The sequence below is a fragment of the Bacillus sp. GW823-FHT06A11 genome (genome assembly GCF_058795355.1).
Window position 1 is genome coordinate 68,996 of record NZ_JBXAHS010000003.1, and the last position, 23,685, is coordinate 92,680.

Annotated in this window: 21 protein-coding genes, 3 pseudogenes and 1 riboswitch; of the genes and pseudogenes, 20 read left to right on the forward strand and 4 right to left on the reverse strand. The window is 32.7% G+C overall.

Annotated elements, in window-relative coordinates; all coding sequences use genetic code 11:
* Positions 1-16: 16 nt before the first annotated feature.
* On the reverse strand, positions 17-445 hold the full coding sequence (locus tag AC1Q8L_RS14320) for a cell wall hydrolase (RefSeq protein ID WP_001128402.1): 429 nt from the start codon (positions 443-445) through the stop codon (positions 17-19).
* Positions 446-595: 150 nt separating this feature from the next.
* Here AC1Q8L_RS14320 and AC1Q8L_RS14325 point away from each other — a divergent pair, with 150 nt between their 5' ends.
* The 3 genes from AC1Q8L_RS14325 to AC1Q8L_RS14335 all read left to right on the forward strand — a co-directional run bounded on the left by AC1Q8L_RS14325 (position 596) and on the right by AC1Q8L_RS14335 (position 3,324).
* Positions 596-1,510, forward strand: coding sequence for an acetamidase/formamidase family protein (locus AC1Q8L_RS14325; protein WP_098312033.1), 915 nt, complete (start codon positions 596-598; stop codon positions 1,508-1,510).
* A gap of 126 nt (positions 1,511-1,636) precedes the next feature.
* Positions 1,637-2,344, forward strand: coding sequence for a response regulator transcription factor (locus tag AC1Q8L_RS14330; RefSeq protein WP_000238993.1), 708 nt, complete (start codon positions 1,637-1,639; stop codon positions 2,342-2,344).
* Entirely contained in the window at positions 2,341-3,324 is a 984-nt protein-coding gene (locus AC1Q8L_RS14335) for a sensor histidine kinase (RefSeq protein WP_002094028.1), read from the forward strand. Before AC1Q8L_RS14330 ends, AC1Q8L_RS14335 begins: the two co-directional genes overlap by 4 nt.
* A gap of 318 nt (positions 3,325-3,642) precedes the next feature.
* Here the strand turns inward: AC1Q8L_RS14335 and AC1Q8L_RS14340 are convergent, their stop codons facing one another.
* Positions 3,643-4,269 (reverse strand): DUF6518 family protein, encoded by a 627-nt coding sequence (locus AC1Q8L_RS14340; protein ID WP_098312035.1) that lies wholly within the window; start codon positions 4,267-4,269, stop codon positions 3,643-3,645.
* Positions 4,270-4,826: 557 nt separating this feature from the next.
* Between AC1Q8L_RS14340 and abc-f the strand changes: the two genes are divergently transcribed.
* The 6 genes and pseudogenes from abc-f (at position 4,827) to AC1Q8L_RS14370 (ending at position 11,816) form a co-directional block, all read left to right on the forward strand.
* On the forward strand, positions 4,827-6,455 hold the full coding sequence (gene abc-f, locus AC1Q8L_RS14345; RefSeq protein WP_002152855.1) for a ribosomal protection-like ABC-F family protein: 1,629 nt from the start codon (positions 4,827-4,829) through the stop codon (positions 6,453-6,455).
* A 20-nt stretch (positions 6,456-6,475) separates the two neighbouring features.
* A pseudogene (locus AC1Q8L_RS14350) lies at positions 6,476-7,068 on the forward strand (GNAT family N-acetyltransferase).
* 518 nt (positions 7,069-7,586) lie between these two features.
* A pseudogene (locus AC1Q8L_RS14355) lies at positions 7,587-8,082 on the forward strand (DUF3267 domain-containing protein).
* 317 nt (positions 8,083-8,399) lie between these two features.
* Entirely contained in the window at positions 8,400-9,170 is a 771-nt protein-coding gene (locus tag AC1Q8L_RS14360) for an ABC transporter ATP-binding protein (protein WP_000404441.1), read from the forward strand.
* Entirely contained in the window at positions 9,145-11,076 is a 1,932-nt protein-coding gene (locus AC1Q8L_RS14365; protein WP_000144151.1) for an ABC transporter permease, read from the forward strand. Before AC1Q8L_RS14360 ends, AC1Q8L_RS14365 begins: the two co-directional genes overlap by 26 nt.
* A gap of 68 nt (positions 11,077-11,144) precedes the next feature.
* Positions 11,145-11,816, forward strand: a complete 672-nt coding sequence (locus AC1Q8L_RS14370; RefSeq protein WP_002094033.1) for a lipoprotein BA_5634 family protein — start codon at positions 11,145-11,147, stop codon at positions 11,814-11,816.
* A gap of 76 nt (positions 11,817-11,892) precedes the next feature.
* On the opposite strand, the gene AC1Q8L_RS14375 is transcribed toward AC1Q8L_RS14370, so the two are convergent.
* A complete protein-coding gene (locus AC1Q8L_RS14375; RefSeq protein WP_001165517.1) occupies positions 11,893-12,234 on the reverse strand; it encodes a DUF3914 domain-containing protein in 342 nt (113 codons plus the stop codon).
* Between the two features lie 279 nt (positions 12,235-12,513).
* On the opposite strand from AC1Q8L_RS14375, the gene AC1Q8L_RS14380 reads away from it, so the two are divergent.
* The 10 genes and pseudogenes from AC1Q8L_RS14380 to AC1Q8L_RS14425 all read left to right on the forward strand — a co-directional run bounded on the left by AC1Q8L_RS14380 (position 12,514) and on the right by AC1Q8L_RS14425 (position 21,813).
* Entirely contained in the window at positions 12,514-13,755 is a 1,242-nt protein-coding gene (locus AC1Q8L_RS14380; RefSeq protein WP_000517062.1) for an esterase/lipase family protein, read from the forward strand.
* Between the two features lie 86 nt (positions 13,756-13,841).
* Positions 13,842-14,867 carry a homoserine dehydrogenase gene (locus tag AC1Q8L_RS14385; RefSeq protein WP_000701769.1) on the forward strand — a complete coding sequence of 342 codons (1,026 nt, stop codon included), beginning with the start codon at positions 13,842-13,844 and terminating at the stop codon, positions 14,865-14,867.
* A gap of 89 nt (positions 14,868-14,956) precedes the next feature.
* Positions 14,957-16,405 carry a MocR-like pyridoxine biosynthesis transcription factor PdxR gene (gene pdxR, locus AC1Q8L_RS14390; RefSeq protein WP_098312036.1) on the forward strand — a complete coding sequence of 483 codons (1,449 nt, stop codon included), beginning with the start codon at positions 14,957-14,959 and terminating at the stop codon, positions 16,403-16,405.
* Positions 16,406-16,409: 4 nt separating this feature from the next.
* Positions 16,410-17,324: a D-alanine--D-alanine ligase gene (locus tag AC1Q8L_RS14395; protein ID WP_002094034.1), complete on the forward strand. Its 915-nt coding sequence runs from the start codon at positions 16,410-16,412 to the stop codon at positions 17,322-17,324.
* A gap of 73 nt (positions 17,325-17,397) precedes the next feature.
* Positions 17,398-17,503, forward strand: a riboswitch (TPP riboswitch).
* Positions 17,504-17,630: 127 nt separating this feature from the next.
* Positions 17,631-18,320: a thiaminase II gene (gene tenA, locus AC1Q8L_RS14400; protein ID WP_000144516.1), complete on the forward strand. Its 690-nt coding sequence runs from the start codon at positions 17,631-17,633 to the stop codon at positions 18,318-18,320.
* A 397-nt stretch (positions 18,321-18,717) separates the two neighbouring features.
* Positions 18,718-18,981 carry a DUF3937 domain-containing protein gene (locus AC1Q8L_RS14405; RefSeq protein WP_002082716.1) on the forward strand — a complete coding sequence of 88 codons (264 nt, stop codon included), beginning with the start codon at positions 18,718-18,720 and terminating at the stop codon, positions 18,979-18,981.
* 549 nt (positions 18,982-19,530) lie between these two features.
* Positions 19,531-19,851 carry a heterocycloanthracin/sonorensin family bacteriocin gene (locus AC1Q8L_RS14410; protein ID WP_001071363.1) on the forward strand — a complete coding sequence of 107 codons (321 nt, stop codon included), beginning with the start codon at positions 19,531-19,533 and terminating at the stop codon, positions 19,849-19,851.
* 152 nt (positions 19,852-20,003) lie between these two features.
* Positions 20,004-20,135 (forward strand): annotated as a pseudogene (locus AC1Q8L_RS14415) (site-specific integrase); the annotation flags it as partial.
* A gap of 209 nt (positions 20,136-20,344) precedes the next feature.
* On the forward strand, positions 20,345-20,830 hold the full coding sequence (locus AC1Q8L_RS14420; protein WP_002041181.1) for a hypothetical protein: 486 nt from the start codon (positions 20,345-20,347) through the stop codon (positions 20,828-20,830).
* Between the two features lie 311 nt (positions 20,831-21,141).
* Positions 21,142-21,813: a pPIWI_RE module domain-containing protein gene (locus AC1Q8L_RS14425; RefSeq protein ID WP_000736204.1), complete on the forward strand. Its 672-nt coding sequence runs from the start codon at positions 21,142-21,144 to the stop codon at positions 21,811-21,813.
* A gap of 68 nt (positions 21,814-21,881) precedes the next feature.
* Here the strand turns inward: AC1Q8L_RS14425 and AC1Q8L_RS14430 are convergent, their stop codons facing one another.
* A complete protein-coding gene (locus AC1Q8L_RS14430) occupies positions 21,882-22,991 on the reverse strand; it encodes a site-specific integrase (protein WP_098283028.1) in 1,110 nt (369 codons plus the stop codon).
* 303 nt (positions 22,992-23,294) lie between these two features.
* Here AC1Q8L_RS14430 and AC1Q8L_RS14435 point away from each other — a divergent pair.
* Positions 23,295-23,685: exosporium leader peptide-containing protein (locus AC1Q8L_RS14435; RefSeq protein WP_492339450.1), on the forward strand; the 391-nt coding region annotated here is incomplete at its 3' end.

Sequence of the window (23,685 nt, forward strand, 5' to 3'; positions counted from 1 at the left end):
TGCGTTGCAAATTTTACTATCGTGAATACATTTTCGGACATTCATCACCACTTGGTTCATAAAAACAATGGCTTTTAAACTGTCCTACAAATGGCTGATTATACCATTCAGGTGGACAAGCTCCAACTGGACGGAAATACCAAAGAGCCCATCGTGCAGGCCAGCGCCATTGACCTTGTAAAACTTTTCGTGCGATTTCTTTTTCTGATTCACGAGCGCGTTGATAAAAATATCCATATTGTACTGCTTCAAATCCGCCGGGGCTTTGATATACAGCGTCTCGCACGGTACGGAGTTGTTTAAAATCTAAGCAATCACAAAATACACGGTTTACTACAACGCATCCAACTAACTCCTCACCTTGGCGACCTTCGCCTTCAGCTTCAGCGCGAATTAATCGAGCTAGTAAATCAACATCACTTTCGTTGTATGGAATAAGGGGCATAGTGATACCACCTTTCTGTTATAGTAAAGAGTGTATGTTATAAAACAATCTGCGTGCTTTTTTACATAAAAATAACATTTAATTTTATGAGGAGCTTGTATAAAAAAAGCTAATTAGTAATAGTAGATAAATATAAAAGGGAGAGGTATTATGTATCGAATTCATAAAGACCATATCATTTACTCAATGTCACCAGAAAATAAGCCGTGTATGGAAGTAGAAATTGGGAGCAGTCTTGTATTTGAAACATATGATTGCTTTGAAAATCAAATCAATTCTGAAGATGTTGTGTTTCAAGAATTAGATTGGAACCGAATTAATCCAGCGACTGGACCTGTATATGTTAAAGGAGCAGAACCTGGCGATATATTAGTCGTAACGATTGAAAAAATTGAAATTGCAGAGCAGGGCGTTTTAACTACAGGTGCAAACCTTGGTGTAATGAGTGATGAGTTAAATGAAAATACAGTGAAAATTGTCCCAATACATAATGAATATGTTTTGTTTTCAAGTGAACTACAAATCCCGATTAATCCAATGATTGGGGTAATTGGTACTGCACCGAAAGAAGAGAGCATTTCATGTGGCACACCGCATGATCACGGCGGGAATATGGACTGTAAAGAAATTAAAGAAGGAACAATATTACTACTACCAGTTAATGTCCCAGGAGCACTATTAGCATTAGGTGATTTACACGCAGCAATGGGTGATGGTGAAATTGGTGTTAGTGGTGTAGAGGTTGCTGGTGAGGTAACGGTAACAGTTCAAATTATAAAAGGAAAACAATGGCCATTACCAACGGCTATTCAAAAAGAAAAAATGATGACGATTGCTTCAGAGAAATTGTTAGATGATGCAGCAAATCGTGCTGTACGTAATATGGTGACATTTTTACATGAAGAATTAGCAATGTCTAAAGCTGATGCAACGCTTTTATTATCGGCAGCAGGTAATTTAAAAGTTTGCCAAGTTGTGGATCCGCTGAAAACAGCGCGTATGGAACTAGGAATGGATTATGTGGAGAAACTAGGATTTATTTTTAGTAAATTTCATATTAAATAGATAAGGGACGAAAAAGGATACTTTTGTATAAAAGCATCCTTTTTTAATTTACGGATTTTGTGAAAAGAGGTAGTATTTATTCTATATAAGTATATTTGAGATTGCGGATTAAAAAGGAGTTCAATAATGGTCAAAATTATGATTGTAGAAGACGATATGAAAATTGCAGAACTATTATCGACACATGTTGCGAAATATGGTTATCAAGGAGTTATTGTATCGGACTTTCAAAATGTATTAAACATTTTTTTAGAAGAACAACCAGAGTTAGTTTTATTAGATATTAATTTACCGAGTTTTGATGGGTACTTTTGGTGTCGTCAAATTCGCGGAGTTTCAACATGTCCGATACTATTCATTTCGGCCCGTGAAGGCACGATGGATCAAGTTATGGCGTTAGAAAACGGTGGCGATGATTTTATTCCGAAGCCTTTTCATTATGAAGTTGTAGTGGCGAAAATTCGTAGTCATTTAAGACGTGCATATGGAGATTATGCACCGAAACTAGAAGAGCGAATGATTGAGCAACATGGCCTTTGTTTATATCCTGAAAGACTTGTATTGAAACTTAGAAATGACGAGATTGATATAACGAGAAACGAAGCTATTTTATTAGAGACATTAATGAAAAATTATCCGCGTGTTGTGAGTAGAGAAGTGTTACTTAATAAATTATGGGATAGTGAATCTTATGTTGATGATAATACATTAAGTGTAAATACAACACGTGTGCGTAAAAAGTTACAAATGTTGCATATAGAAGGTGCGATTGAAACAATTCGTAGTGTTGGATATAGATTTCATATTACTTGGGATAATGGTATAGAAAAATGATAAGGTTGTTTATACGTGATCATATACCACTTATTTGCTTTACCATAATTCAACTACTAGCTATATTTCTCGTATATTGGTTTGATGGGCATAATCATATTACAACGGCGTTATATGCAATGTTTCTAGGTGTTTTCTTTATGGGGAGTTATTTAATGTTTCGTTATTTTACACATCGTTCTTTTTATGAGCGCTTAGCAAACCCCATGCAATCTTTGGATGAATCTGTTCAAAAATCTGATTTTGCAGCTGTATCGGCTGCTCTTCAAGAATTACTTGAGGTGCAATATAGACATTATCAAAATCAGCTGCAAATGCAAGAGAGAAAAAATAATGACCATTTAACCTTTATGAATCAGTGGATCCATCAAATGAAAACACCTTTATCTGTAATAGAATTAATTACACAGGATGAAGTAGATTCACGTTTTGAAAGTATAAATGAGGAAACTGATCGATTAAAAAAGGGATTAGAAATGGCTCTGTATGTCGCACGTTTAGAAGCGTTTACACAAGACTTTTATGTAGAAAGGGTACAACTACATAAAATAGTGAATGATTCGGTACATGAACATAAACGATTCTTTATCCGGAATTTTGTATATCCAGAGCTTGAAATTGATAAGGATATTACTGTAGAAAGTGATGTGAAATGGTTACAATTTTTAATCGGACAAATACTATCGAATGCGATTAAGTATTCATCAGGTAGTAGAGAAAAGATTAAAGTGAAAGCTTGTAAGGAAGGTAATACAGTTGTGCTTGAAATTATCGATAATGGTGTAGGAATACCAAAGCAAGATTTACCAAGAGTCTTTAAACCTTTCTTTACAGGAGAAAATGGTAGAGATTTTAAAGAATCAACAGGGATGGGACTATATCTTGTATATGAAATTACGAAACAATTAGGACATAGTGTAGAAATCAATTCAGAGGTTAGTAAAGGTACAGTTGTACGAATTAAATTTTTTAATGTGTAGATAAGTGATCTAGGCTAAAAAACTTTGGAGATAGGTTTTTTAGCCTTATTTTATAGCAATTATATGAAATAGTAAAAGGTCATCTTAGTATGTATAATGACACGTTAATAAATACGGTTGTTAAATTAGAAGGATTTAATAATAAATTGATAAATAGATTTTGTAAGAAAAAAGCTATCCCTTTGAAAGAGGTAGCTTTATGTATCCATCCTTTGAATAAGTGTATTAACATGAATAAGTATAATGTTCAAATTCGTGATATTTTTTGTGGATTATAATAGAATTAGTCTTTTATTTTTTCATGATACAGTATTGTAATTAAACAAACAAACTTAATAATTTATATCCAATGAATCCTAAAATAGTAATAGGAACCATCATTAAGAAAGAAGAAATTCGATTAGCATTAGAGCGTTCTAATACAAGAATCAAGATAATCCCGACTATGACTTCGGTATATCCAACAGGTAACATGTGACTATAGTGTTCAAAATTTAAAAGAATGTGAAGTCCATCCGTTACAAAAACTCCACTTAAAAGTGCGCTTCCGAATTTATGAAGTGGATTTGTAGTATCTTTCCATAGAAAACCTGCAATTCCAAAGATAGTTCCTCCTATACATGCACATACAATCCATACAGATATAAAATAAATAGAGTGAGCTACATTTTTAATAACTATTGCATAACCATAGTAGCCTAATACCATACCGAGTAGTGCAAGGATACCAGAAAGTATAGCTGAACGCTTAGAATAACTAAAGCTAGCCACAAAAAAGGATGGAACTAACCAAACGCTTCCTAGATTAGCTAATGAATTCCAGTGTCCAGGAAGTATACTTTGCCCCAATTTAGTTAGTATACCAACAATAATCCCTACTATAATCGGGATGAGAAAAATCCTTAAAAACATATTTAACTTTGTGATTTTTAATGTCCTGTCCATAAATTCAATCCTTACATTATTATTTTCTGTAAAGATATAATAGCTTATCACAAGGGAATAATCAATAAAAATTTATCGAAAAACAATAAGTGGTTATTGGGTAACGAATAACATTTTGTTTTTATATAAAATTTATATAAGAGAGAGTGCTTAGAAGTTTACTACTGGGGAAATCTAAAGGACGTATTACAATCAATGTAATTTGTGCTTGTTCAATATGAAGCTAAGAAATGATAAATAAGCCTAAAAGAAAGCAATCTTTTTAACAGCACAAATAATTGCATTTACTCATACAGTACTAGTATGGTACAATATGGTTATTAATGACGGAAAGGAATGATGGGTGGACGATGATTAACTAATCTTATTTTTAAATGTTGAAATGAAATAAATTTCAATTTATAAAAATTAGGATTAGTCTGCCCAATTCCAAACAACGGTATTGCTATTTGATTTGCGTAATAGCTTATTTGGGTATAAATAATGTAACGACTAATCCTGCCAAAATTACTTTGGGAGGATTTTTTTGTTCTCCCTTAATGAAAGGGATCGGTAATATGAAAGAAATTTTAAAATTAAATGATGTTTACGTTGAAATAATGGAAAATACTTTGTTAGAAAAAATGAATGTAGCAGTGAAACAAGGGGATGTTATCGGATTAATTGGTAAAAATGGTGCTGGTAAATCAACGTTACTTCAATTAATAAATGGAAAGATTGAGCCTTCAAAAGGGATTGTTGAATGGCAGCAAATGAATATGACAACCGCATATGTTGAGCAAGAAATAGAATCTTTTATTAGTAATGATGTGATTTCGCAAGAAGCAGAACTTCTTGCGAAATGGGGCGTGCCAACGAACGATTTTCATACTTTAAGTGGTGGTGAAAAGCTGAAAATTCGATTAGCAAAAGGATTTGCCGAAAATCCTAATGTCTTAATATTAGACGAACCGACAAATCATTTAGATGAGATCAGTACGGGATTTCTCATTAAACAAATAAAAAAGATGAAAGGTACTGTTATTGTTGTATCGCATGACCGATATTTTTTAGATGTTGTCGCAACAAAAATATGGTCAATTGAGGACAAAAAATTAATTGAGCATAGTGGTAATTATACGAGCTACATGAAAGTGCGTGAGCAAAGAAGGAAGTCGCAGCAGCGTGAATATGAAAAGCAGCAAAAAAAGATAGAACAAGTAGAAACACATATAAAAGAATTGAGTTCATGGTCACAAAAGGCACACGCGCAGTCTACAAAACAAGAAGGTGTGAAAGAATTCTATCGTGTAAAAGCGAAGCGAATGGATGCACAAGTGAAGTCAAAACGAAAACGACTCGAAAAAGAGCTGGAGAAAACGAAAGTAGAACGTGTGAAAGAAGAATATTCAGTTGAGTTTTCTATTCAAGCGAACAAAAAAGTAGGAAAACGCTTTTTAGAAGTGAAGCAATTAAAAAAAGACTTTCATGGGAAAGCATTATTTGAAAACGTTAATTTTACAATTCAGCACGGTGAGAAAGTTGCGATTGTTGGACCAAACGGTAGTGGAAAAACAACATTACTGAAGATGATTATGGGAACGGAAACTGCTGAAGGAGAAATATGGATTTCACCATCTGCAAACATAGGCTATTTAACACAAGAAGTTTTTGATTTACCGCTTGATAGAACACCGGAAAATTTATTTTTTAAAGAGACGTTTGAAGAAAGAGGAAAAGTCCAAAATTTAATGAAACATTTAGGATTCCAAGCGTCTCAATGGAAAGAGCCGATTGAGCATATGAGTATGGGAGAAAGAGTAAAATGTAAGCTAATGGCTTATATTCTAGATGAAAAAGATGTACTCATTTTAGACGAACCGACGAATCACTTGGATCTACCTTCACGTGAACAACTTGAAAATACATTAGCTGAGTATAACGGAACATTAGTAATTGTATCTCACGATCGATATTTTCTGGAGAAAACAACTAACACAAAACTCGTGTTTTCAAACAATACGATACAAAAGCAGCTAGAAGAACCTACTAAAACAAGAGATGATATTGAAGAGCTACGTTTAAAGTTAGAAACAGAGAGACAAGAAGTATTAGGAAAATTAAGCTTTTTAACTTCTAACGACAAAGAATATAAAGAACTTGATGAACGATTTATAGAACTTACGAAGCAGATTAAGGCGCTATAACGTAAGTAAGGGGGATTAATATGGGAGAAGAGAGTTTGACTAAGTTATTTAGAATAGATTGTGGAGATATATACTTGCAAGAGTTTATGGTCAAAGATGCAGAGAGTATTTATAAAATAGCAAATCAACCGGAAATAGAAAAGTTTTTACCAGACTGGAAATCAACAAAAGAACAAAGGATGGATTGGATTGCAAATTATGAAATACCAGCAAACCAAGTATTTCTTGAGGCAGTGAAAACTACGAATAACATAGATAATCGTATGTTAAAGCTAGGAATATTTAAGAAAGCTACAAATGAATGCATTGGATGGTGCTGCACAGGCATGAAAGAAGAACTCCCTTCACCAAACAGAGAGATAATGTATGCTATCTCAAATGAACATCAAAATCATGGCTATGCTACAAAAGCGACTAAAGGTTTAATTGACTATTTGTTTAAAGAAACAAATTTAAATGTCCTCAACGCAATTGCTTTAATTAACAATGCACCATCAAATAAAGTTATTAAAAATGCGGGTTTACTTATTTGAGTGAACAGAAGATAGAAAATCAACTATATAATCATTATGTATTGAGTAAATCTGAATGGATAAAAAATATTTCTCTGTAAAAGGAATTAAAACGAAATCATAAAAAAGCTTAGAGCTAAAACTCTAAGCTTTTTTATATTCATTTTATCCCGCATTACCGGGCAGTAAAACCCCCACTGATTAAAGTTTCACTTTATACCTGCTGACATAAGAAAGGTACAATTGTAATGACTTCTTGAAGGAATTGCTTTTCAACAAAATAGGGAAATCAAGCTGTACATGGGATATCCAGTTGAAAATCATTTATGAAAAGGTGATTGGAATATTTTGTCGAATTTATGTATCAATGATAATACAAATTTCTTACTCAAATCATTCTACAAATCAATTACTTAAAAAATGGAAGGGAAAAGTGGGCGGTATAAAGAAGCATTTAGTCTTAGTCAACAAAAATTGCTGGTAAGTCTATTAAAGAGCTACATATAAAACTTACGGTTGAGTGCTAGTAGGTAGATTAAATCTATAAGCCAGGAATTAGTTTAAATGAGGGAGGGGAACACATATTATAATTTGGTTTCGTCACTTGCCACAAATAAGTATGGATTTTTCAGAATGGACTCCTTTTATACAGAATAATTGGTACCGAAAACATTATATGAAGTTTGTATATTTACTTCAGATAATCATTTTTATAATACCTTATTTTTTTGAAACAGGTTTCACTCATATTAATATATTTTATCTTATCATAATAGGTATGTTAGTCTTCATCATTCACGAATGTCTACACATTTTAGTAATAAGTAAAAAAGGGGATATTAGCTTAACATTTAGTAAAAGATTTTTTTGGTTAAATACAAATGCAGTCTTACCCAAAACGAGATTTTGGGTCTTTATGAGCTTGCCTATAATTGTATTATCAGTAGTTCCTGCCATGATATCGTTCTTTGTATCAGGAAATATTAAATCAATTTTATTATTTATATGTTGGATAAACGCATTCATTTCCGCCTCAGATATTTACAATTCGTTTTTGATTGCAATGAAACCGAAGCACTCATTTTTTTTGCAGAGGTTATTATAAAGTGAAATAGTATTTAATGGGTAACTCAAATATGCTTCAACTACATACAATAGTTAAAATATAATATTTGAAAGTAAAAAGACCGATAAAAAAATCGGTCTTTTCTTATTAATAAAATAAAGATTAGAAAATAGCATTGTAATTCTAACCAATATGCAAATATTATAAGATAGATATGCTTTGTTTATAGATTTGAAAATAGGTTTGTTATCAGTTTTTTTAGAAATCTTACAAGCGTGTAAGATAAATGAAAGGTGAATCAATATGAGCTGTAAGACAATTCATTTACACTCTATAGTGAGCAGTGGAAATGAAGGGAGAATATAAATGGAAATTTTGCAGGCAAATAGTATTAGTAAAGTATATAAAGGGAAAGTACCTTATAAAGCATTAGTAGATATTGATTTATCAATTCAAGAAGGTGAATTTGTAGGAATTATGGGCCCGTCAGGTAGTGGGAAAACAACGTTATTAAATATGGTATCTACTATTGATTCTCCATCATCGGGAGAAATATTTATTAATGGTACAAATCCTTTTCAATTATCATCAGAAGAATTAGCGTTATTCCGCAGAAAACAATTAGGATTTGTATTTCAATCATTTAATCTTCTTAGCACACTTACTGTAAAAGAAAACATCGTATTGCCGATGACTTTAGATGGTGTTTCCGTCCAAGAAATGAATAAACGAGTAGAAGAGATTGCAAAGAAGTTAAACATTACTGATATATTGAGTAAAAGAACGTTTGAAATATCAGGGGGACAAGCTCAAAGAACAGCAATCGCTCGTGCGATCGTTCATAAGCCGCAATTATTACTTGCAGATGAACCAACAGGGAACTTGGACTCTAAATCTTCAAATGATGTAATGGAGATGCTTGATACTCTAAATAAAGAAGAAAAAGCAACGATGATGTTAGTTACACATGATCCGTATGCAGCGAGCTTTTGCAGCCGAGTAATCTTTATTAAAGATGGTCAACTATATAACGAAATTTATTGTGGTGAAAGTAGGCAAACTTTTTATCAAAAGATTATGGATGTCCTTTCTTTGTTAGGAGGAAAAAGGCATGACTTTTCGTCAGTTCGCATTTAATAATATTTTTCGCAATAAGCGTACATATGCTGCCCATTTTTTAAGTAGTGCATTTTCTATTATGATTTTCTTTACGTATGCTCTTTTATTATTTCATCCTGATTTACAAGGTGAGTTGAAATCGACAAGTGCAACAATAAGTGCATTTGGTACATTGGGATTTTCAGTTTCGCAAGGATTGATTTTTGTATTTTCATTTTTCTTTATTTTATATTCAGTTAGTTCGTTTTTAAAGACGCGTAAGAAAGAATTTGGCATTTTAATGATGCAAGGTATGTCAATGAGACAGCTTAAGAAATTATTATTAATTGAAAATATGTTGATTGGACTGGGTTCAATTTGTATAGGGATTTTCATTGGACTCATATTTTCTAAACTAGTCTTATTGATAAGTGCAAGTGTATTAATGATTAATAATGGTTTACCTTTTTATATACCAGTCCGAGCTGTATTATTAACAGTTATTACATTTCTTTTCTTGTTTTTAATTGTTTCATTATTTACATTTAAAATGATAAAAGTAACGGAACTTGTGGAACTTATTCGAGCAGAGGAAAAGCCAAAACCTGAACCGAAATCTTCAGTTTTATTATCGATACTTTCTTTAATTAGTATAGGGTATGGATATTTTTCAGTATTTCGCTTTATACCAAGTACCAATTTTATTACGCTTGGAATAGGTGTGCTTCTAGTAATTATAGGAACGTACTTTTTATATACTCAGTGTAGCGTTTATATATTGCACCTTGCTAAAAGGAGAGAATCTTTCTTTTTAAAGAGAACAAATATATTAACATTTTCAGAATTAATTTACCGTATGAAAGATAATGCAACGATGTTTTTTATAGTATCTATTGTTTCAGCAGTTGCATTTACAGCAATTGGTACAACAGCCGCAATTGGAAATAGGGATTTGGTAAGGATGACAAATCCGTATACATTTTTGTATGGAAGTTTGGAAAATGACAAAGTATTGAATAAAAATCTTTCTATTATAAAAAAACACCTTTCTGATGCTAATATTCCGTATCGAATGGCTTCATCTTCATATATATACACAGAAAATAGCGTAAATGTAATGAAGTTAAGTGAATACAACGATCTTGCTAAAGCACTAGGCTATCAACAAGAAACCATTGAAAAAGAAGATGAAATTTTATTAATCCCTGGAGTTGTATCACAAAAACAAGAATTTAAAAATGGCGAGTATAAAAAGGATATAGAAGTCATTCAAGGTGATTGGACAAAGACATTTCATGTGAAAAAAGCTGTAGAAAATTTAGTTTTACCACATGATTCTAGAACTATTTATATCGCTGTTCAAGATCAAGTATATGATGGAATGCCTCTTACTAGTGACCCAGTTAATGAAGAAATTTCATATCGTACTTACGGATTTGTTGTAGATGATTGGATAAAAACGAAAGAGATTTCCAATCAATTAAAGAGTATATTTGATAAAGATCTTAGGGACAGAGATTTCTACTTTGAAGCTTTAACATTAAACTTGTTGGAAGCAAAGCAAAAGAATGGTTTATTACTTATGGTAAGTATTTTAGTCGGAATCGTCTTCTTTACATTCGCCGCTAGTTTTATTTATTTCCGATTATATACAGATTTAGATCGCGATCAACAGCAATATAAAATGATTTCGAAAATGGGATTAAGTAAAGGTGAGTTGAAAAAGGTTGTAACGAGGCAGTTATTATTAATGTTCTTTTTACCAATTGTCGTTGCAGTGATTCATACTGTAGTCGCTTATATGGCATTACAACAATTAGTCGACTTTTCTATCATAAATAGCTCTATCGCCATTTTAATTTCATTTATATGTATACAAGTTTTATACTTCTTTATCACTCGTTGGCGTTACCTACAAAAGCTTTATAAAACTATGGAACAGTAGAGAACATCAGCAAGTAACATTGCAGAAAAGCATGTAAAAAAACAATATGAGTTATGAAAGGAATTGTAATGAAAAAAACATTATCAATTTTCATATTATGTATATTAATTTTAATTAGTTTAAGTGCATGTGCTAAAAGTGAAGAATTATTTCCAGCTAACGGTGTATTAATCATTGGAGATGAGAATCATACTGGAGCAATTATGAATCGTTATAAGGAAAATACGAAAGAACATGAAATTTTCCCAGTGAAAACAGGGGAATTTGAAAAAGGAAAGGTATTAATATTAAATGAATCTACTGCACAAGCGATGATTAAAGCAAAGATTTTTCGTAAACGTGACCAAGGAGCCCTTTCCAAACTGGTAGATACGTTACCTAATTTTCCAAAAGAAAGCTCACTACTATATATAAATGAAGAAGAAAAGAATATTAAAAGTATTAAAATAGAAGGAAAAGAGATACCAGTTGCATATGATAGTGATGCTTGGCTTGGCAATAAACGTGACTATGGAGCACTATGGTATATCATTGTGGCGAAAAATAGTGTGTATAAAGAAATAAAAGCGAATGAAACGAATATGCAACTTCTACATTTAAAAAAGTCGTTAGGTGATGAAAAACCTAAAATGTCGACAGATAATACATTAATTAATGAAAAAGTAAAAGTAAGAAAGCTAATTGAAGGTTTTAAAGAGAAAGTATCAGTTCAGTTTGTAACGATCGGAGAAAAGTCTTAAAAAAGAGTTCGAGGTTGATAGAAAGTTTATCAGCTTCGAACTCTTTTTAGTTTATAGACAAATCAATTATTATGCTTTACATTACTTCATTTAATCGAGTCTCGTTTGTTTCCTCAATCGCATTTGAATTTTGAACTGAATTATTTTGGGCTTCTTTTTCTTTACGAGCCTTTTGTAGCATTTCAAGGATGATCCATAAAGGAACACCTTTATCCTTTAACATCTTCCATAAATCTAATTCATTAAATTTATGCTCAGGCTGTTTCATTTCTTTTTCAGATGAACGAATATCAAACTTGATAGGATCATTTACTTTCTTACTTTCAAGTTTAGTAGAAGAGATAGTATTATGCTCAAGAGTAGATGGAGTTATTTTAGTAGGTTGAGATAATGTATGAATATTTGATCCGATTTGCATGTTTTTTCCTCCTTTTTGAAGCAATGAGATTAGTTTTCTTATGGTTTTTAAATCTTTTTAACATGAGGAAACTATATCTAATTATAAATCTAAATAAACAGATTTACAAGTTATATTGTAAAAAGTAAATGTTCACTTGAATTAATATTTATCAACATTTGTATATGTTTTCTATATATACAACGTATATAAAATACTTTACATTATGTTTAAGTTGTTAAATTATTCTGTTAATTTTTCGAAAAGAAAAATGTAAACGTTTTATTAGGGGGAGAAAGTATGGGGAAGTTATTTTTAAAAATATGTTTTTTCGCATTAGTGACCGTATGTTCATTCGCAGCGAAAATATCATACGCTGAAGAAAGGCAACAAAATAATTATCCTATCATATTGGTGAATGGATTTGCTGGATGGGGTAGGGAAGAAATGCTGGGCGTAAAATATTGGGGTGGTGTTCATGATATACAGGAAGATTTGAAACGAAATGGTTATACGGTACATACCGCTGCTGTTGGACCTGTTTCTAGTAACTGGGATCGTGCATGTGAATTGTATGCACAAATTAACGGTGGGACAGTAGACTATGGTGCCGTACATGCTGAGAAACATGGACATAATCGTTTTGGCAGAACTTATAGTGGTTTTGCACCGAATTGGACTGAAACAAATAAAGTTCATTTAGTTGGACATAGCATGGGTGGACAAACGATTAGAACATTAGTACAGCTATTAAAAGAAGGCAGTTTTGAAGAAAAGAATTATGTGAAAAATCACCCAAACACCAAAATATCACCACTATTTGAAGGCGGAAAATCATATGTTCATAGTGTTACAACATTAGCAACCCCTCACAACGGTACAACACTTGCGGATGGGAGTCTTCTGCTACCGTTCGTTAAAGATTTACTCATTACAACTGCAAGCTTCGGAGGAAACAATAATTTATCGTTATATGATTTCAAATTGGATCAATGGGGTATAAAGAAGAATGCTGGAGAGTCCTTTTTCCAATATAGTAATCGTATTCTAAATAGTTCACTTTGGAAAAATACAAAAGATATAAGTCAATGGGATTTAAGTACAGATGGTGCAAAGGAGTTAAATAATTGGGTAAAGACACAACCGGATGTGTATTACTTATCCTATAGTGGACATGCATCACAAGCAGCACCTATAACAGGTTTACATTTACCTCATATAACGATGAATAAAGTGTTGATGGGGAATGCGTTTTTCTTAGGTTCTTATGCGAGATATGAAGAAAACCGTCCGTTAGTTGATACTTCTTGGTGGCAAAATGATGGTGTAGTAAATACAAATTCCATGATTGCACCATCTTCTAATGTTGCTGTAAATAATAATGAGTCATTACAGGTTGGAAAATGGAATCATATCGAAACGAAAGCGAATTGGGACCATCTCGACATGGTAGGGTTAAGTGTTTCAGACTCGTTAGGTTTTTCTAGCATTCAAGAGTTTTATAGAACAATTGCTGAAAAGCTATCACGTTTACCGAAATAGGTAATAATAAAGCGCTCTCGATGGAATTCGAGAGCGCTTTATATTATATTGAAAGAGGGATTTGGTAGAAAAATATGGGGGATATTATGAAAATTCAAGTTGTATTATCAGGATACGGAACAGTAGGCAGAGAGTTTATAAAATTATTAAATGAAAAATATTCATATATATATGAAACATATGGGATTCAATTAGTTGTAAGTGGCGTATTAGGGAGAAATATTGCAATACATAATGAAGAAGGCTTATCTCTTCATCATTTATTGATGTATGGTGGCGGTACCGCTGCAATTGAAAAATATTTAGAGTATCATCCGAAGGAACGTGCAATAACTAGCATAAGTGGTACTGTATTGGTAGAATCAACGGTTACAAATCTTAAAGATGGAAATCCAGGGAAACAATATATGAAACAAGCGATTGAGAAACAGATGGATATAGTAGCAATTTCTAAAGGTGCGCTCGTTACAAACTGGAGAGAAATAAATGAAGCAGCAAGAGGCGCAAATGTACGAATTCGATATAGCGGTGCAACAGCCGCTGCACTACCGACACTAGATATTGGACAATTTAGTTTAGCCGGTTGCAGTATTGATAAAATAGAAGGAATATTAAATGGAACAACTAATTATATTCTTACGAAAATGTATGAGGAAGATATGACATTTGAAGAAGCGCTGAAAGAAGCACAAAATAAAGGGATTGCTGAGACAAACCCTATATTAGATATAAGTGGTTCAGATAGTGCGTGTAAATTGTTACTTTTGACTAACAGCTTAATGGAAACAGAGAAAACACTTACTGATATACATATAAAAGGAATCGAGCACGTTACAAAACAGCAAATACAAAATGCTAAGAAACAACATAAAATTATTAAATTAATAGCATCAATATATAAGGATGAGGGTGGCAATGTGAATTTAAATGTTGAACCGTGCGAAATAGAAAAAGATCATCCGTTAGCAAAAGTAAATGGGACCGAAAAAGGAATTACGTTCTTTACAGATACGATGGGGCAAGTTACTACAATTGGCGGGGCTTCTAATCCACGAGGCGCAGCAGCTGCAGCTTTAAAAGATGTAATTAACTTATATCGAAAAGATTTGTAAGACCGTACCGCCCTTTATAAAAAATACATATGTCGTGGACCTTTTGAGAATGAAATAAATATGCAAAAATGATTGCAGGGGGTAAGGAATTGTTTAAGGATTTTAAAGTTGTTAAAGATCGTCCCGTTTATATTCAATTAAAAGACTATTTGAAAAAGATGATTATGAAAGGGCATTTGCTCGGGGATCAAAAAATCCCATCAACAAGGGAACTAAGTGAATTACTAAGTGTGAGTAGAAACACTGTACTCGCTGCTTATGCAGATTTAGAGCAAGAAGGACTCATTTATGCAGTTAAAGGAAAAGGGAACTTTGTTGCGAAGGTGGATATATCTAACACTTCGTCTGTTGAAATAGATTGGAAAAATAAACTTAATACAGTGACCGCATTAGCGGACGAATTAGATTTAATGAAACATGGTGTTCGTTGGGAAAAGGGAATGATTGTTTTTAATAGTATAGCCCCGGATGAGAAGCTATTTGATGTTGAAAATTTCAAAAGAGCTTTTCTTACTCGTATGTCCATTGAAGGGGACATCGTATTGAACTACGGATATGCAAAGGGATATAAACCGTTAATGAATTATTTACTTCATTACATGGAAATGAAAGGTGTAGACATTTCGAATAAAGATATTCTAATTACAAATGGATTTACAGAAGGATTGGATATTGTACTCTCTTCTTTATCAAAAAAATCCGGTCGTGTCATTTGTGAGAATCCAACTCACCATGCTGCACTTAAGCTTTTCCGTTTACATGGACTTGAAGTTCATGGGATTGATATGCATGAGGATGGTATTGATACGAATGAAGTTGAAAAAAGTTTGCGTGAAAAAGATTTTGATTTTGCTTATTTAATTCCTTCTTATCATAATCCAACCGGTATTGTTACGAGTTCAGAGAAAAGAACGGAATTGATGTGGTTATTCTCAAAATACAAGGTTCCTATTATAGAGGACGGATTTAATGAAGAATTACGTTATTCAGGTTCACATTTAGCTCCATTATTAACTTTTGCGGGAGCTGGCAATAATGTGATTTATATTAGTAGCTTTTCAAAGGTGCTTTTCCCTGGTTTACGTGTAGGCTGGATTATTGCAGATAAAGAGCTGATTCATTATTTAGAAAGCGTAAAAAGAGCAAGAACGATTCACACATCTACGCTAGATCAAGCTGTTCTGTTTCAATATTTACATGAGGGATATTTTGAAAAATATTTAAAAAAGGCAAGATCTGTTTATAAGAAAAAATATGAGTTAGCTGTCGGGGCATGTAACCAGTACATTCCTTTTAAAAGAATGACTGGAGATGGTGGACTTCATTTATTTATAGAGCTAGAAGAGCATATGAATGCCCGCACACTTTTACAAAAGTGTTATGAGAAAGGCGTTACGTTTTCACCTGGAGATGTTTTTTACTCTGATGGAGAAGGAGCAAACACTTTCCGATTAGGGTTTTCGCGCTTGAAAGAAGAAGAAATAGTTCGGGGAATTAAAATAATTGGTGATACATTAAAAAATGAAATTTGGAGTTGAGAAAATGAAAATCGGTGTTATTATGGGCGGGGTATCGTCTGAAAAACAAGTTTCAATTATGACGGGGAATGAAATGATTGCTCATTTAGATAAAAATAAGTATGAAATAGTTCCAATTACATTAAACGAAAAAATGGATTTAATTGAAAAAGCGAAAGACATTGACTTTGCATTGCTCGCATTACACGGAAAATACGGAGAAGATGGGACAGTTCAAGGAACACTGGAGAGTTTAGGGATTCCTTATAGCGGAAGTAATATGTTATCTAGCAGTATATGTATGGATAAAAATATTTCGAAAAAGATTTTACGTTATGAAGGTGTAGAAACACCAGATTGGATTGAACTTACAAAAATGGAGGATCTAAATCTTGATGAGTTAGATAAGTTAGGATTTCCATTAGTGGTAAAACCAAACTCTGGCGGATCGAGTGTCGGGGTGAAAATCGTTTACAATAAAAATGAATTGATCTCAATGCTAGAAACTGTATTCGAATGGGATTCTGAAGTAGTAATTGAGAAGTATATAAAAGGTGATGAAATTACATGTTCTATTCTGGATGGAAAACAGTTACCTATAGTTTCAATTCGACATGCAGCCGAGTTCTTTGATTACAATGCAAAATATGATGATACTAGTACAGTTGAGGAAGTTATCGAACTTCCAGCAGAAATTAATGAACGTGTAAATAAAGCTTCACTGACTTGTTATAAAGCATTAAAATGTAGTGTTTATGCAAGAGTTGATATGATGGTGAAGGACGGAATTCCATATGTAATGGAAATTAATACATTACCAGGGATGACACAATCAAGCCTATTGCCCAAAAGTGCAGAAGCAGCGGGAATTAGTTATAGCAAACTATTAGATATAATTATTGAAACATCATTAAAAGTTAGAAATGAAGAAGGGTTTTAAGGAGATTATATAACTAATTCTTTTGACAGTTTCACGAAGTATGCTATGATGAATACATTATAAAAACAAAATATTTATCCACTAGGGGAGCCTTTTATAGGCTGAGATCAAATGTGATTTTGAGACTCTTAGTACCTGATCTGGTTAATGCCAGCGTAGGGAAGTGGGAAAGACGTTGCTATTTAATGAGTAAATAAATACTGTCAATTTCACTTTCTTTACGCCTGTAAAGAAAGTTTTTTTATTTTACAGCTTTAATAATTGTGGATAAATACTTATATTTTATACATTATTGGAGGGATTTAAATGACTTTTTCACAATCATTACGTAAAGAAGTAGATTCAATTTGGGAAGCGAGTTTTAACCATCCTTTTGTAAAAAAACTTGGTGAAGGAACATTAGATTTAGCTAGTTTTCGCTATTATGTGCTTCAAGATTCATATTATTTGAGTCATTTTGCTAGAGTACAAACTTTAGGAGCTGCAAAAGCTCTTGAATTAGAGACGACAGCTCGTATGGCACATCATGCTCAAAATACATATGAGGCCGAGTTATCTTTACATGAGAATTTTGCTAAAAAGCTAGGGATAACAAAAGAAGAAAAAGATAATTTTATTCCTGCGCCAACTGCATATGCGTATACTTCACATATGTATCGTGCTGCGTATGAAGGGCATTTAGGAGATATCATTGCAGTAATTTTACCTTGCTATTGGTTGTATTATGAAATTGGCGAACGCTTAAAAGAGTGCCAGCCGGAAGAGCCAATTTATAACGAATGGATTTCTGCTTATGGATCTGATTGGTTCCGTACGCTAGTTGAAGAACAAATTACACGTTTAGATACTATCGCTGAAAAAGTAACAGAGGCAGACCGCAAACGTATGAAACAGCATTTTATTATTAGCAGTCAATATGAATATTCATTTTGGGAAATGGCTTATACATTAGAAAAGTGGGCAGTGGATACAGACGTAAAAGACGTAATTGGATAAAGAATAGAAGTAATGTTATAGATAGGTACGGATCATACCTATCTATATATTTTTTCTTGTCAAATTTGCGTAAAGTCATTAGTGCTACGGATATGGCGAAATAGAATATCGATAATTTAGCTCATTTACTTGTCTACGCATTAACTGGATAAACTTCTGTCACATTTATTTTACAATCAAAGAACGTTAATGTTGGTGGTATGAAGTTAAATAAGAAAAGAAACCTGAGCTGTTAGCTGTAACGGAGTTGTTTTTTCTTTGCAGGAATTTCTAAATTATCATGGAGTGTGGTTAATACGATATGCAAATATGCATATCGTATTTTTTTGAGTTCTTTATGTGTTAAAATTAGATATAAAGATATGGAAATATAAAGAAGCAAAAGCAGGAATATCCAATGAATTTTGAGAGGTGTTATATGTTTACAAATAAGAAATTAATTCGATTTGGTTTATCGTTGTTTGTATTTTTAGGGATAATTAATTTCACAATCAGCTATTTCCAAACATATCTTGAAACAGCAGCAGATATTAAATGGGTAATTCCAGAAATTTGGAAAACTATTTTACTAGATGTTCCTCAAGGTATACTTGTTCTTTTAGGCGCAATTGCTTTATATGATTTCACAAAAGAGGCATCACAAAAAGACGCATCAATCTAAGTGTGTCTTTTTTCTATTAGGAATTTCATAGAGAGTTTTGCTGGAGAAATAGAATGAAAAGCCCTAATAAGGGCTTTTTTCTTTGTAGGAATTTCTTATCTGTCATAGAAACCGGTTACTTGGAGGTGTTATAGTGAAAGGCATTTACAGTACAGAAAAATCTAAGCGGCAGACGGAAATATATAGGATATGACAACATAATTATTGAGAAATTAATTGAATTTAGTAGGTATGAAGATATGACGCTAGAATTCATATTTTTTAATTTTTATTTATCCCGCATTAACGGGCTGTTCGTAAAAGCCTGATTGGTGAGGACTAATAATCAGCGGGAGATGAACTCCCCCCCACTGATTAAAGTTTCACTTTATAAAAATGAGCCCATAGCAAAAATAGGTATATGAACAAGGTGCATCATTTAGTGATAAGTCATACTTTGTTGGTGTACGTATTGAACTTAGTTTATAGCACTATTTTTACTTAGATGTAACGAACAGAAATATAGGGAAGCATCAATGAGGTTGTATTTTATAAACGGAGGTTATGAAAATGAATCAGTTTCAACAAGAACTACAAGCGTTAAGTCTTAATGATTACCGGTCTGGAAATATTGTCTATTGGGACCAGCAAAACCAATATCCATATTACTATATTGAAGATGCAGCTCGTCGCTGTGGCGGTTGTGGTCGTTGTGGTGGTTGTGGTGGAGGTCGTTGTGGCGGATTCCGTTGTGGTGGATTCCGTTGTATTGGTTGCTTCGGTTGTTTTGGTTGCGGAGGTTGTGGAGGTTGTGGAGGTTGTGGTGGTTGCTCTAACTGTTTTGATGGTTTTAGTGGTACTACTGATACTATTATAACGTATGAATATTGATTGCATTTATCCTGCTATTTGCAGGGCAGTAAGACCCTAAAAAAATTCAGCGGGAGCAAAGAGAAGTTAGATGGCGGACTACCCATAAAAGCCCAATTGGTGAGGGCTAATTAAAGTTTCACCTTATCAATTAAAAAACATTAGTTTTATATATGTACGTGCCGACAAAGAATATAGCCATTATTAATGGATATATTCAATCATTCAAGTGAAAGAGTAACAATAAGATATATAGGTGTAATCAAGAGGTGATGGATAAAGCAATGACTAGATTTAAAATCTAATCATTGCTTTTTTCTTATGGTTTTATCATCAAATATCTGTCTGGTTTAGGGATTGATTTCTTCTAGCTAATGAATTTATTACAACTTTGTAAGGTTAATGTAATGTTAATCGATAGTAAATGAAGATGCTTGAGTGTAATTTAAATAAGATTAAAAAGTACTGTTTATCTATAAAATAATCGGGTAAATAATATGTAATTAGGAAGTGTATGAATATGATTGAACTAAAATCTATTATCCATTCGTATAAACTAAAGAGAAAAATAGCTAAAGATTTATACGGAAAAAGAGATGAATTGACACTGTTATTAAATGAATTTAATAAAATGAAATGTACAGTAACATCTGAAAAGAAGAAAAACAATATATTATCTCGTTTGCAACTAATTTATCAAAATATGAAATTAGATAAGCAGTATCCTCTATCAGTTGCTTTTGATAGTAAATTATTGGAGCGATTAGAAAAAGAACCTCTACATACTATTGAGGATGGTGTAACATGTTTACATCTAATGTTAGATGTGAATTATGAGAAAATAAAACAATATGGTTCGAGTACAAGTAGGTCATTTGTTCCATTATCGCAGTCTTCTATTTGTCTTGCTGATTGTATTTGTTTAACAGGAGTTGTAGTAGGTTTACTAGGAGCAATTTCATTTGGGGGATTACTGTTATCTATATGTTCAATTACATAAAGGTTGATATTTGTAAAAAGGGCACCGAATTAAGGTGTTCTTTTTTGGTTTTTTTGTAAAGATATTGTAAATGATAAGTACAATGCATTAAGTGTAATGTATAATTCGAATGTATCGAAATTCAAATATAATAGAGGTGTTATACATGATAATTACTTTGAATTTTTAAAAGAGTCGGTTTGATAATAATTTATGTAGATAAACAGTTTTTACGTTTCTTTTAAATACTTGGTTTAAATGGATGAGATTAAGTAACTATTGTTCTAGCTTTTTGATAATCAAGACAACTGAAGAAAGGAAGGAATCATTTTATGAAAAAATTAAGGCTGCTAACATTTGAAAATATAGTAGAACCCCTTTTAAATGAAAAGGTATCATTTATATACTTTCCTATTGAATGGCTGGACATCGTAGAGATACATTATAAGACATTTTTATTAACGAGTAAGTTGAAACGTTTGAATGAAAGATTGTATGATATGTTTTCGGATATATTGTTTATTCAGCATAACCCGTACGTATTAAATGAAAATACACCATGGATTGTATCGAAAGAACCTATTAGACAAGAGCAGCTCGATTATATTTTTCAAAGTTGGTATGAGATTATTCATGATTGGAAACCAAATAGATTAGTAGAACCACCAAAATATGAATGGCAATCCGATTTGATTTCTAATTTGCCAGTACTACATGATAATGAAACGTATTCTAAGTGGGTGCCCGCTTTAATCTCACATATTTTTTGTGAGCGTCCTATATATTTAGAAAATACAAATGAAGAAGAAATCTATTTTTCCCCTCTTAGATCACAAAATATTTGTGAGGCGATGTCAGGGCCGATAAAAGATGAAAAAACACAAGATTTTTTCTCCTATGTATATCGATTCGAATGCATAACCCGCGGTGGTGAGAACGCTCCATTATTAAATATTTCAATAGGGATTCGGAGATTTTATCAAGAATATAAGATGATAGGTTAAACAAGCCCTGATATAACAACGTTTGTTTGACCTGTTTTTATGAATTGCAAACATTTTGCAAACATACGTTATCCAAAGATGCTTTTACCAAAGTTTTTAACGGCTTCTTCTTGCATATTCGGTAAAACATGAGAATAGACACTTAATGTCATTGAAATATCTGTATGACCTAATCTCTCACTGATGATTTTAGGGTTAACTCCTTGTTTCAATAGTATAGTTGCGTGTGTATGTCTTAAATCATGGAATTTAATTTCTTTTATACCTACTTTGTGTGTCGCCCTAATGAAACTTTTTCTGAAAGGTGCTCTTTTTATGATTCTTCCAAACTCATTACAATTTATTAAATCTTGATCTAGATAAGCAGAACCAAACCTTAATTTCTCTTTATTAATTAAAATTTTATGTTTTTTTAAGGCGGCTATTGTTTCATTAGGTACAGGAATTGTGCGTTTTGAAGAATTTGTTTTTGCAGTTTTTTTGATCTTATTGTCATGACCAGATGTTTGATTTATTGTAACGGTATGTTTTTCAAAATCAACATCCTGCCATCGTAAACCTAAAACTTCTCCCAGACGCATACCTGTAGTTATTGCAAGTAGATACCCAATGTGATATCGTGATTCTTGTGAATGAGCTAAAAACTTTTTTACTTCTTCCTCTGTCCAAGTCTGGATAGGGGTTTTTTCTTTTTTAGGTATCTCAGCAAAATCTGCTGGATTTCGAGACATAATATTTTGTTTTACGGCTAGGTTTAAAGCGCTTTTTAAAATTCTATGCATAAGCAGAATAGAATTGCTTGCAATCCCTTTATCTATCGTAGTCTTATAGCATTTTTGAATGTGCATAACATTTAATTTATGAAGCGCGACCATTCCTATACTAGGTATAACATGTTGGTTGATAAATGCCCTATAGCCAGCAAAGGTGCTCTTTTCTATGCTCATACTTTTAATTTCTAGCCAATGATTTAGATAATCCTTTAACGTAACTTTAGATGGCTCTATAAAAGTTCCTTCATTCAACTCTGTAATTTTCTTTGCTACATCGGCCTGTGCTTCTTTTTTTGTCTTATATCCAGAAAACCACTTCTGTCTTCTTTTTCCTGTCTCTGGATCAGGACCGATATCAATAACGATACAGTATTTATTTCCTCTTTTTCGAATATGTCCTTTCACTTAAAACACTCCTTCATTTGTTTTGAATCATGTTGTATAAGTCTGGTTGTAATTTTGCTGCTATGAAAATTACATAGTTGGACATATCAGCGATGGATATATTTTACCATATATGAACAGAATTGATTATTTAATATATTGGTTGTTTTTTACAAAAGTTAATTTTATAAAAGAATTTTGTATATTTAAGGAAATATTTTTATTTAAAATATTTTATTTGGAATAGTACATCTTGTATATATCATATTTTGTACAATTAATATTTTCTTAATTAAGAAATGATTTTTATTTGGAGTGAGATATATGGAGAGGAAAAAGAAATGGGAAGGATTAAACTCTAAAAATCTATCTGCTAGTTCACTGGATTCGAGTTTAATAGGACCGACATTGCCACCGATTTCCTCATTTACTCTACCAACGGGAGCAAGTGGAGCAACAGGTCCGACAGGCCCAACGGGAGTAACCGGAATAACAGGCCCAATAGGTCCAACGGGAGCAACTGGAATAACAGGTCCAACGGGAGTAACCGGGATAGCAGGCCCAACAGGTCCAACGGGAGTAACCGGGATAACAGGCCCGACAGGTCCAACGGGGGTAACTGGAATAACAGGCCCAACAGGTCCAACGGGGGTAACTGGAATAACAGGCCCAACAGGTCCAACGGGGGTAACTGGAATAACAGGCCCAACAGGCC